This window comes from Sphingobacterium litopenaei, assembly GCF_014692495.1.
GTDB classification, from domain to species: Bacteria; Bacteroidota; Bacteroidia; order Sphingobacteriales; family Sphingobacteriaceae; genus Sphingobacterium; species Sphingobacterium litopenaei.
Window position 1 is genome coordinate 138,181 of sequence record NZ_JACOIJ010000004.1, and the last position, 12,330, is coordinate 150,510.

Consider the following 12,330-nt stretch of genomic DNA (forward strand, 5'->3'; position numbering starts at 1 on the left):
GTATTTCGATTACTTAATCGAACTTTTGAGCTAATAATCTAACTTCTTTAATTTTCGGCACTGAAATATTTCCCTTAGCTTGTAATGTAACTTTTATTTTATCGTCAATTTGCGGCAGCACATAATAGCGACCATTTTCTTTTTGCTCATCAACTTTTAAAATCTGACCATCCACAAGCACATTATAATCTTTATTATTACCTTCCAAGTCCGAAATCCATAGATACTTCGCTCGTTTATTTCTATTGGTCAATTGATAAGAAAACCAACCTGTTGCATTACGCCATTGCACCCCATTATCCGAACCAATAGTAGACTGATCATACTGTATACCATGATCGGATTCTGACTGTTGCTGTCCACATTGAATATGATCCACTGTCAATGCATTTATACGTCTTTGGTAATCATCACGCTCGTACTTCACTAATTTTTGTTCCAACTCACTGCTTGACTCTACTTTGGGCCAATAAATAATATATCGGCTGTCATGCAGTTGATAAAAAGGAATTAATTCCATTTGGGTTGGTTGATTTTTCACTTGAAGACTATTCAACTGGAAGCGTAGATCACGAGGTGAAACCATTTCAACATGCTCTTCTAAAGTAGAAGCCTGCGAAACCAAATGCGGTATTTCGGTCATGGAAACTTGATCTCCTTTAGCAATATGCCCTCCGCGGCTATCATCAGCCAACAAGCCTAACATTCTGCTTGTATCTGTTTTTGCTGCCAATACCACTGGACCATATCGAAATGCATAATATGGAGAATGATCTGGTAACTGCTCTACATTTACTTCTACTGGAAATTCAATTTCTACTTTATCATTATTTTTCCACTTACGATTTACCATAAAATAGCCTAAATCGTCTTTAGAAGATTTAAAGCTTTTGCCATTAACCTTTACGGTTAAGCTTTCATTTTTCACCCAACTAGGGTATCTGATTTTCAAAGCAAAATCCTGCGATTTCTTTGTTTTGATTGCTAATGTTGATTTGCCTTCTTTAGGGAAAACAGTACTTTGAATCACTTGTAAACCTTTCTCCTGCCAATTCAATTCAGAAGCCACAAAAAGATTCACAAATAATTCTTTATCGCGATGGGCGTAAATAAGTTCACCGTATTTACTATGGTTCTCAATTCCAGACCCCACACAACACCAAAAACTGGTATGAGGCTGCGAATACACACGATAATGTGAAGGACGCATCGAAGTAAAGTATACCAGACCGCCATGCTCTGGGTGTTGAGAGGAAAGAATATGATTATACATGGCACGTTCATAATAATCTACAAACTTGCTATCACCGTCCGACTGGAAAAATTGCGTGCTTAGCTTCATCATATTGTAGGTATTGCACGTTTCGGGACCTTCAATATTTGACATCATATTCGAAAAATCCGTCGAAGGGTGAAAATGCTCACTGGCACTATTACCACCAATAGCTACCGAACGCTTATTGACAACGGTCTCCCAGAAAAAACGAGCACCATCATCCCAATCCTTCTTACCCTCCAAGTCCGCAATACGTTTGGCACCTATGATTTTAGGAATCTGCGTATTGGCATGCTTTCCGGTCAATTCATCTTTGTGAGCCACTAGAGGATTTAAAATCTGCAAATGCGTAAATTTTTCTGCCAATTGCATATATCGTGGATCATTAGCAATGACTGCAGCATCAGCTAATACTTCATTCAATCCACCGTGCTCACTGCGCAACATATCTTGTATTTGCTCATCAGACAAACCACTTACCAGATCTACTCCCCAATTGGTGAGCTTGATCAGCATATCCTTTGCGTCTTCGCGTCCTGCCAACGTATAGGCATCTCGAAGGCCAGCATATATTTTGTGAATATTGTAAAGCGGAACCCAACGTCCATTGAGGTCAAAACCTCCAGCTCTTATCTTTCCCTGTTTTACATCAGCCCAAAATTCTTGACTTCTTGGCACTCCTCCAATATATCCTGTACCTAGATTGTCCTGACATCTTTTTAGTTCTTTTAGGACATAATCCAGTTTCTCATAGGCCGCTTGATCTCCTGTAGCCGCATACAGCAACGCCAAAGCAGATACATAATGACCTCCAATATGACCATCCAAACCAGAATTTTCCCAATTAGTATAACTTGGTTTTTTAGGAGTAAGACCTGTTTCTCTTAAATAAGGAGCCAATAAACGATCAGCATCTAATTCCAGCACATATCGTTTATTAAGATTCTGCGCATGCAGAAATAAGTCATCTTTTAACCTTACGTCCGATAATTTAAACAAAGAAATGGATGGGCTATTTTGCTGTGCCTGTGCTGTTGTGGATAAGACTAAAGCAGTAGCAACAGCAATGATTTTATTTCTGCATACAAATCTTTTCATGGCTATAATTTTATTTTTAGAAGGTTTACAGATTTAGCTCCCACAGTATAGGTTAGTTTCCTGCCTTTATAATTTACAGTTGAATTTACCGGAGTTACAGAAGGTGATTTTCCGACTTCATTGAACGCTAATGGATCATCATGATGTAATAGCATTACTTGTGCTTGCCCAGCTGATTTCTTAATACCTTTTAAATCAATAGTAAGCTGCTCAGTCTTTTCACCCACATTGATGATTTTTAAAATCAACTCATTAGATTTTTTATCTACTACCGCCGAACCATACAAGTTATCTTCTCCTGTCAAGGTTTTACCATCACGTAGTAAGGAAACTACATCAGTCCCTTTGTTCGTACTGTACATTTTCTGTACATGATAACTCGGAGTCACATACACATTTAAATTATCTACCCAAATCAAATCTGGAGTCCATTGCCATCCATCGATATGTGCAAATAAAGGTGCATAAGAAGCCAACTGTACCACATCTGCATTACGCTCTACACCTGTCAAGAAAGCAGCTTCGGATAAAGCAGCTTCCCAGTTGTTGCGATACTCTGGTTTTTTATTGTTTTTACTATGCGAAGCATATTCCCCCGCAAAGATTTTAGCACCATTTCGATCGTAATTATCATAACGCTTCGCATTCGATAAAAACCAATCGGGATCTCTGTAAAAGTGCTCATCAATAATATCAATCTTCATGGCACGCAATTCCTTATCGAGGTATTGGAAACGTTCACCTTCTGGATCCGTTCCCGAACTTGCTACAATTTCAATTTCAGGGTGATATTTTTTCAATGCTTCCTGAAATACTTTTAGACGCTCTATATATTGAGGACCCCAGTTCTCATTTCCGACACCTAACATTTTTAAATTAAAAGGCGCAGGATGTCCCATATCGGCACGCAATTTACCCCAAGGTGTAGTAACCGAGCCATTTGCGAATTCTATAAGATCTAATGCATCCTGTACATACTGATCCAATTGGTCCAATGGCACCACTTCGCCCGTATTGAATTGACAAGCCATACCACAGTTCAAAATAGGAAGCGCTTCTGCTCCTAAATCTTCGGCCAATAAGAAGTATTCATAAAATCCTAAACCAAATGTTTGGAAGTAATCTGGAGTTAAACGGTGTGCAAACTCTGTATTCCAGCGATTTACAATAAGTTGTCTATTCTCAATTGGACCTACCGTTTTCTTCCATTGGAAACGTTGAGAAAGATCGAAACCTTCCACAATACAGCCTCCTGGAAAACGTATAAAACCAGGTTTAAGATCTGCTAATGTTTGTACCATATCCGCACGTAAACCTTTTTTGCGACCTTTCCAAGTATCTGTAGGGAATAATGAAATCATGTCCAAATCAATACTTCCCTGCCCCTCAAACCAGATTTGCAAATTTGCTTTTTGATCGGTTTTGCTTGAAGTAAAACTCACTTCTTGATATTGCCATTGATTATTGGCTTGTGCAGGTTTCAGTTCGGTACTACCAATTACCTTACCTTCACTATCAACCAATTCTACCCGAATACTAATACCTGCACTAGGTTGGCGATACCACAATGAAAATTCATATGTATTTCCTTGCTTCACCCCCATTCCACGAAAACCTTCGTTACGTAGTCCGATCGAATTTTTTTCTTTTTTGTTGACCTGTAAATATCTGGGATTGGATTCGCTATTCGACTGGCGGTTCAAAATAAGATAGTTACCTTCTTTCACAGGTCCTAAATTTTTCCAACCCATCATCGGTCTGAAGAATTCGAAAGATCTGTTTTTGATAAGTTCCGCATAGATACCACCATCGGCACCCATATTAATATCTTCGAAAAATACACCCCACATATTTGGGTTTACTTTAGCTATAGAATTATTGACATCTACCACCAAAGATTTTTGCTGTGCAAAACCAAATTGTAGGCTCTGCATCGCCAAAGCTGCTATTGCAATATATTGTTTAAGTTTCATCTTGTTCATTTTTTGGTTAATGTTCCTATTTTAAGCTAAGAACTACGACAGAGAAAGGAGGCAATTCTACTTTCAATTGATTGTTTTTAAGTTTAGCACCAGTAAAAGCTGTTGGCTTAATTTTGTCAGGAGCCTGGAATGTATTGTGATCCGTTAGCGTTTTAGAAGTTAATATTCTTCCGCTCAAATCTTTATAACTTTTATCCAGATCAATCACAATTTCATGCTTTACAGTAGCATCAATATTCACGAGAGAAATATGTGTTACGCCTTCTTTATTTACAGAGGCTGATGCATGAATAGCTGGAATTTTTTCATTGCCAAAGGCAAAATCTTTACTTTCTACCGATAGAGGTATCAATGTCGCATCTTGGTGCACCTTATACATTTCCATTACGTGGTACGTTGGCGTTAAAATCATTTTTTCACCTTCTGTCAAGATTACTGCCTGCAACACGTTTACAGTCTGTGCTAAGTTTGCCATACGCACACGCTCAGCGTGATTATTGAAAACATTTAATGTCACACCTGCAATCATGGCATCACGCATCGTATTTTGTTGATACAAAAATCCTGGATTAGTACCTTTTTCAACTTCGTACCAACCGCCCCATTCATCTACAACTAACGCAATACGTTTTCTAGGATCATACTTATCCATAATGGCAGAATGCTTATTCACCAATTCTTCCATATGCCAAGCCGATTTCATTGTCTTGAAATATTGTTCATCGGTAAATCCAGTAGCAGGACCTTTTTTATTCCATTCTACATTGGAATAATGATGCAGCGCAAGACCATCCACTAAGCTATGTGGAATTTTCTTCATTAAAACCTCAGTCCAGTTATAATCACCGCCATTGGCTCCTGAGGCAATACGGTACAAACCACCGGTGTTAGTCCAATCCGACATAAAAGTTGCATACTTGCGGTATACGTCCGCATAATATTCAGGTGTCATATTACCACCACAACCCCACGCTTCATTTCCTACACCCCAGAATTTAACTTTCCAAGGATTTTCTCTTCCATTCTTTTTACGTAAGTCCGCCATCGGGCTAGTTCCCGCATGATTCACATATTGTACCCAATCTGCTAGCTCTTGCACTTCACCACTGCCTACATTTCCTGCTAGATAAGGTTCTGTCTCCAAAAGCTCACACATATTCAAGAAATCATGTGTTCCAAAGCTATTATTTTCTGTCACCCCACCCCACCAAGTGTTTACTATAGTAGGTCTTGACTCTTTTGGACCAATACCATCTTTCCAATGATATGTGTCTGCAAAACATCCACCTGGCCAACGGAGATTAGGAATTTTCAGTTTTTTCAATGCTTCTACAATATCATTACGCACCCCAGCAGTATGCGGAATAGTGGTATTATCCTCTCCCACATAAAAACCGCCGTAGATACATCGTCCTAAGTGTTCGGCAAAATGACCGTAAATATGTTTGTTAATAGTGATTTTCTTATCGGAAGTATTGAACTTAATCGCATTGGTCGACACTTGCGCCGATAGAGACTGCGAAATAAATAGAATACCGAGCATGGCACTTGTTCGAAGTGCTTTGCCATAAAATTTCTTTTTCATAATAGATGTTTTTTAATTAGGCTATTGTATTACCATCACAAAACCTCCATTGGGTTTTACAGGTATAGTAACATGTTTAGTTGATGTATTTTTATCTATTTGGAATAAATTAGGTGATTCACCATCCACTACTTTTAATTTAATATCCCCTTTGAATGATGTTAAATCTAATTTCCACTCTTTCGATTTTTGTTCCCCATTGATACCAGCAATATACCATGCACCATTTCCTTTACGCGCTATCACGATATCCTTTCCAGGATATCCACTAATGAACTTACTATCCTCCCATTGATCAGGCAAATTTCTCAGCAAATCTTTTATTTCTGCTGGAACTTCATCCATACCTTCTGGTGATTCGGCATAATGTTGAATCCCCGACACAAAAAGTATACTTGTAGCTAATTCAAACGAGGCTGTTGTTTTTCGTTTTACACTGCTACGCAGTTTAGATAGATTCATTGGGGTAAAATCCATAGGGTCATACACATTACGCGTATAAGGCAAAATGCTACAGATCTCAGCTTGTCGATCAGCATCTTCTTGCATGAAGGTAACCATCTCAAATCCGCGAACAGCTTCTGTAGTCACTAAATGTGGATACGTAGTAGCCCAACTTCTTGGTAACGTAGCGCCGTGAAAATTCACCAATAATTCGTAATCAGCAGCGTCTTCTAAGATATCTAGATAATACGCAATAACGGACTGACCATCACCACCAAAGAAATCAATCTTAACTCCTTTGATACCTAAATCCTGTAATTTTTTAAATTCTGCTCGACGAGATTCTTTGGTTAATAATTTATTTTTCGGCGTATACCCTACCGTATTCCAATCTCCGGCAGAGTTGTACCACAAGATGAGACCAACGTTTTTGCTACGAGCATATTGGCTTAGCTCCGCAATTTTGTTAAAACCGATTTTGGTGTCCCAGTTCACATCAATTAAGCAATATTGCCAGCGCATATCTGCTGCAAAATCGATGTATTTTTTCTGCTCTTCATAGACGATAAAATCATCTTTGCTATTAATCCAGCTCCAAGAAGCCTTTCCTGGCTTTACAAAAGAAGCAAAAGAAGTTTTAGGTTGTGGAACTACGGCATTTGCCAATTCAGATTCCACTATATTTTTAAGTTCCCCTACTGCAATTACTCGCCAAGGTGACACAAAATTATTTTCAATTTTTGTATAAAGATTTTGGTCTTTGATTACTTCTCGAACATCGGGCATAGCAATATGATATTCACCATTTGGTGATTCATAATGCAATCGCGTCGCACAATGATTGCGCTGCAAACCAGCTTCAGTAATCAATACCCAAGTATTATTGGTTTCGAACAATGCGGGATAAACCCAACCTGTTTTTGTACTTTCCGGCGTTCCAACAGGAATTTCCTTTTGGTAATGTTCTTCGTAAGAAGGATTCGTCTGCTCCCAACCCGTTTTAGCAATAGCCATAGGCTGCAACCAAGCTTTTGCGGATTGATTAAAGTTATAACTTGTTTTTTCTTCGATTATAAAATCTATTTGTTCGCTATATTTTGGCAATTCGTATTGGAATACAACGCCTTCATCTGACACTTGAAAACGGATATTCAATGTTTTCTTGTTCGCATTATGCCATGTCAACACACGCTCATTGGCGGTATAAGAATAGTGTGTTTTTTTGCCGTGAAGAGCCGTATAAGATTTAGAAATTATTCTATTAGCCGACGCACTTTTATACACCAAATTTGTGGCAAAGTCTTGTGTTTTAGTTTTTAAACCCAATTGGGAGCTTTCCAAAACTAAGTTACCTTGACGCAGAATTTGATACTTTATAGTTCCTTTTTGATCAGTTGAAATGGAAAGTTCAATCTTTTTATCTGGACTGACGATCTGTATAGGTGTATTCTTTCCAAACACAGTCGAAGGAACATAAAAAAGCACAAATAAAAGAACGAAGCTAATAGAATATTTCATTTTCAAACTATTATTTAATGTTATGTTATCTTACAGAAAATCTATATTCTGTCTTAGAACTATATTTTTCTCCAGGACGCAAAGTCGTTGAAGGGAAGCTTTCATGATTCGGCGCATCAGGGAAATGTTGTGTTTCTAAACATAATGCAGCACGGTAAGGATAAGTTTTACCTCCTTTTCCTTTCGGATCCGAATCTTTCATGAAATTTCCGCTATAGAATTGAAGTCCAGGTTCTGTTGTTAAGATTTTCATCTCAATACCAGTTTTTGGAGCATATAAACTCGCTACTTCAGAAAATCCATCTTTTTTATTCAATTCAAAATTGTGGTCATAACCCAAGCCGTATTTAAGCTGTGGAGTTTGTTTATCGATATCTGCACCAATAAGTTTTGGCGATGTAAAATCAAAAGGAGTTCCTTTTATAGCAATGCTTCTTCCTGTTGGGATCAAATTGCTATCTACTTCTGTCAATTTATCTGCATCGATCCATAGTTCATGATCCAAAATAGTCGTATCACCTTCACCATTTAAGTTGAAATAACCATGACTTGTTAAGTTCAAAATAGTTTCTTTATCGGTTTCGCCAGAATATTCGATTTCTAAACCACCTTCGTTATTTACTTTGTAAGTCACCTGCATGGTCACCTTGCCAGGATAGCCTGCTTCGCCATCCGGAGAAACGTATTCCAAGGTAAGAGCATCTTTGGACAAGGATTTTACTTCCCATACTTTATTGTAAACACCATTGGTACCACCATGTAGCGAATTTTCACCATCATTCTTTTCTAATTGATAAGCTGTACCATTCAAAGTGAATGTAGCCTTACCGATTCGATTACCGAAACGACCTACTACAGCTCCATAAAAATTATTGGTATTCTTGATAAATTCATCTGCTGTATCATACCCCAAAAGTACATCGACATCTTTGCTGTCTTTATCCTTTACCTCAAGAGAAACTATACGCGCACCAAAATTTGTAATGCTTACTTGCAACTTTTCGTTTCCGATTTTATACAATAAGACATCCTTATTGTCCAAACTCGCATAGAATACGCTGGTATCCGTAGCTTCTATTTCCGAAGATGTTTGATTGTTCTTCGTGTTTTGACAAGCACTTGCCATAAGAAGCCCTGCAAAAAGGAGACTATAATACTTTGCTTTCATAATCTTTAAGTTTATAATGAATTACCAAAATTTAACATACAATGCCCCAACAATTAAGATAGTCAAGACGATCATTACCATTACCGATGGTTCTACTTTGAACATTTTAGAATCTAATTCTAATCCTTTAGGATTTTCTTTAGGACCAAATAAGCTCACCAATACCATGATAATCATTGTAAACATGAAAGCTAGACCCATACAAATTTGGAAAGGAATCTCATATTCGCCAGCTGAATTGATATAAGCTGTATATAAGAATGTTTCTGGTCCAAACCATGCTGGAGCGTAATTGTTGAATACAATCGAAAGAACGAAACCAGTGATCAAACCTACAATAGCAGCTGAACCTGTAGTTCTTTTCCAGAACATACCCAATAAGAACATTGCAAATACACCTGGAGAAATAAAGCCCGTATATTTTTGAATGAATGTGAAACCACCTGCACCACCTATACCTAATAAATCATCCCATGTAAAGAATACCGACACTAAAATAGATATGATAATAGTGATTTTACCTACATTGATCAGCTTGCGTTCAGATGCACCTTTATCGATATATTTATTGTAAATATCCATGGTGAAAATGGTCGCAATACTATTAGCTTTACCAGCTAAAGAAGCTACGATAGCAGCAGTCAACGCGGCAAGTGATAGACCTTTCATTCCGTTAGGTAAGAATCCTAAAATCGCGGAATAAGCATTATCTGGGTTAAAGTTTCCTCCTGGAGCCATTTCATTTTGTAAAGCACCATTTTTGTAAAGCACATAAGCAGCAATACCTGGCAACATAACGATAATAGGCATTAATAATTTTAAGAAACCCGCAAACAAGATACCTGTACGCGCAGTTTTCAAATCCGCACCCAAAGCACGTTGCGTGATATATTGATTACAACCCCAATAATTTAAGTTTACAATCCAAATACCTGCTAAGTACATTCCAATTCCTGGAAGCATCAAATATTTATTTACATCCTCTTGCGAACTTTCGGCTGTCGGTTTATCTACAATAAGGTTAAAATGTTTTGGAGAATCTACCATTAATTGTTTGAAACCTGCTAACACATCTTTTCCTAATCCAAAATGTTCAGAGACTAATGTCAAAGCGATATAAGTTGTTGCAAAACCACCTATAATCAGTACAACCACTTGAATAACATCGGTAAAACCGATAACTTTCATACCACCCAAAGTAATGACAATAGAAAATACAGCTAATGCTACTATAATCACGTGGAAGTACTCGCCACCCCCCAAATTACTGATGGCTAGCGCTCCTAAATATAGGATAGAAGTTAAATTCACAAACACATATAAGAACAACCAAAAGATAGCCATGATAAGACTGGTCGTTTCATTATAACGTTGTTTTAAGAATTGAGGCATGGTAAAAATTTTGTTTTTGAGATAAACAGGAATAAACCATACCGCTACGATAATCAAAGCAATAGCAGCAATCCATTCGTAAGCAGCCACGGCGATACCCACCGTAAAACCGTTACCACTCATACCGATAAATTGCTCTGCTGAGATATTGGAAGCAATAAGACTGGCTCCAATTGCCCACCATGTTAATGAGCCTTCGGCCAAGAAGTAATCTTTACTACTTGCCAATTCTTTCTTTTGCTTGCTATATACCCAATATCCATAGCCAGCGACCACGACAAAATAAATAAGAAAAATGACGTAGTCAATAGTTGCAAACTTTTCCATAGGTTTAATAAATGCAGATTAGTTTTGTAGTTTATAATACAGTTCACTATTTCTCAATTCTTTCTCGAATTGATCTAATTTGGTTGACTTATCAATGATAATCAGCTCCAATTTAGCTATTCTTGCAAAATCTTCCATATATTCTGATGTAAGATTTTGGCTATAAACTGTATGGTGTGCTCCTCCGGCGTAAATCCATGCTGTACATCCAGTCTTCATATCAGGCTCTGGCTTCCATAAAACACGTGCCACAGGTAATTTTGGTAATTCATTAGTAACATCCACGCCTTGTACAGTATTGACCACCAAACGGAAACGATCACCCATATCCACTAATGAAGCATTGAATGCAGGACCACCTTTGGCATCAAAAACTAAACGCGCAGGATCTGCTTTACCCCCAATACCTAAAGGATGAACTTCTAATTTAGGTTTACTCGCGGCCAATGAAGCATCAACTTCCAACATATGTGAGCCTAAAACCATAGCATTAGCAGGATCAAAATGATAGGTATAATCTTCCATAAAAGCATTCGCCCCTTCATACCCTGTTGCCATTACTTTACAAGCACGAACCATAGCTGGAGTTTTCCAGTCACCTTCACCCGCAAAAGCATAACCTTCTGCCATTAAACGCTGTACAGCTAATCCTGGTAATTGTGGCAATCCGTACAAATCTTCAAAAGTATCTGTAAATCCTTTATAATTTCCTTTTTCTAAGAATGAACGTAATCCCAATTCAATCTTCGCGGCATCATAAACATTTGAACGAAATTTACCGCCTTCGAGTACATCTTCCGACATGATATACAATTGTTCATATTCTTTCAGCAAAGCCTGCACTGCATCATCGGAAATAGCATCAATTTCTTTTACTAAATCACCAATTCCATGTGTATTCACAGAGAAACCAAATTTCACTTCAGCCTCTACTTTATCACCTTCTGTCACTGCAACGTAGCGCATATTATCACCAAAGCGAACAAACTTAGCGCCTTGCCAATCTGCCCAAGCGGCTGCAGCACGCGCCCATACGTTAATACGATCTATGACTTCTGGATCTTGCCAATGGCCTGTTACCACTTTTCGAGGCAAACGCATTCTTGACACTATAAAACCAAATTCACGATCTCCATGTGCACTTTGATTTAAATTCATGAAATCCATATCGATAGAATCCCATGGAATATCACGATTATATTGGGTATGGAGATGTAATAAAGGCTTATTTAGAATTTGTAAACCACGAATCCACATTTTCGCTGGTGAGAAAGTGTGCATCCATGTAATTAAGCCAATACATTTTTCTGTATTATTTGCTTCTAATATAGTTTTATAAATTTCTTCCGTGTTTCTTACAATAGGTTTAAACACCACACGTACAGGTATGCCTGCGTGCTGATCAAAATATGTAGCTATTTCTTTGGAATGATCTGCAGCTTGACGTAAAGTTTCCTCCCCATATAGATCTTGGCTCCCCGTAATAAACCAAACCTCTAAAGTTTCTAATGATATCATGTTTTATTTAGGTTTTTATTTA

General features: G+C 37.8%; 7 protein-coding genes. All 7 read right to left on the reverse strand.

What is annotated here, in order from left to right:
- Positions 1–13: 13 nt before the first annotated feature.
- Genes H8B04_RS03620 through araA form a run of 7 tightly spaced genes read right to left on the reverse strand, consistent with a single transcriptional unit; the run spans position 14 to position 12,308 of the window.
- Positions 14–2,374, reverse strand: a complete 2,361-nt coding sequence (locus H8B04_RS03620) for a glycoside hydrolase family 127 protein (protein WP_190301480.1) — start codon at positions 2,372–2,374, stop codon at positions 14–16.
- Positions 2,375–2,376: 2 nt separating this feature from the next.
- A complete protein-coding gene (locus tag H8B04_RS03625; protein WP_190301481.1) occupies positions 2,377–4,347 on the reverse strand; it encodes an alpha-L-arabinofuranosidase C-terminal domain-containing protein in 1,971 nt (656 codons plus the stop codon).
- Positions 4,348–4,372: 25 nt separating this feature from the next.
- On the reverse strand, positions 4,373–5,941 hold the full coding sequence (locus H8B04_RS03630) for an alpha-N-arabinofuranosidase (protein ID WP_223815255.1): 1,569 nt from the start codon (positions 5,939–5,941) through the stop codon (positions 4,373–4,375).
- A 21-nt stretch (positions 5,942–5,962) separates the two neighbouring features.
- Complete coding sequence (locus H8B04_RS03635) at positions 5,963–7,903, reverse strand: glycoside hydrolase family 97 protein (RefSeq protein WP_165290783.1); 1,941 nt, start codon at positions 7,901–7,903, stop codon at positions 5,963–5,965.
- A 25-nt stretch (positions 7,904–7,928) separates the two neighbouring features.
- Positions 7,929–9,071: an aldose epimerase family protein gene (locus H8B04_RS03640; RefSeq protein WP_223815256.1), complete on the reverse strand. Its 1,143-nt coding sequence runs from the start codon at positions 9,069–9,071 to the stop codon at positions 7,929–7,931.
- Between the two features lie 21 nt (positions 9,072–9,092).
- Entirely contained in the window at positions 9,093–10,790 is a 1,698-nt protein-coding gene (locus tag H8B04_RS03645; RefSeq protein WP_190301482.1) for a sodium:solute symporter family transporter, read from the reverse strand.
- 18 nt (positions 10,791–10,808) lie between these two features.
- Complete coding sequence (gene araA / locus H8B04_RS03650) at positions 10,809–12,308, reverse strand: L-arabinose isomerase (protein ID WP_190301483.1); 1,500 nt, start codon at positions 12,306–12,308, stop codon at positions 10,809–10,811.
- Positions 12,309–12,330: the final 22 nt, after the last annotated feature.

Excerpts from the sequence above, each read along its gene's own strand:
- araA (WP_190301483.1), bottom strand. The coding sequence starts at position 12,308 with ATGATATCATTAGAAACTTTAGAGGTTTGGTTTATTACGGGGAGCCAA.
- H8B04_RS03640 (WP_223815256.1), bottom strand. The coding sequence starts at position 9,071 with ATGAAAGCAAAGTATTATAGTCTCCTTTTTGCAGGGCTTCTTATGGCA.
- H8B04_RS03625 (WP_190301481.1), bottom strand. The coding sequence starts at position 4,347 with ATGAAACTTAAACAATATATTGCAATAGCAGCTTTGGCGATGCAGAGC.
- H8B04_RS03635 (WP_165290783.1), bottom strand. The coding sequence starts at position 7,903 with ATGAAATATTCTATTAGCTTCGTTCTTTTATTTGTGCTTTTTTATGTT.
- H8B04_RS03630 (WP_223815255.1), bottom strand. The coding sequence starts at position 5,941 with ATGAAAAAGAAATTTTATGGCAAAGCACTTCGAACAAGTGCCATGCTC.
- H8B04_RS03620 (WP_190301480.1), bottom strand. The coding sequence starts at position 2,374 with ATGAAAAGATTTGTATGCAGAAATAAAATCATTGCTGTTGCTACTGCT.
- H8B04_RS03645 (WP_190301482.1), bottom strand. The coding sequence starts at position 10,790 with ATGGAAAAGTTTGCAACTATTGACTACGTCATTTTTCTTATTTATTTT.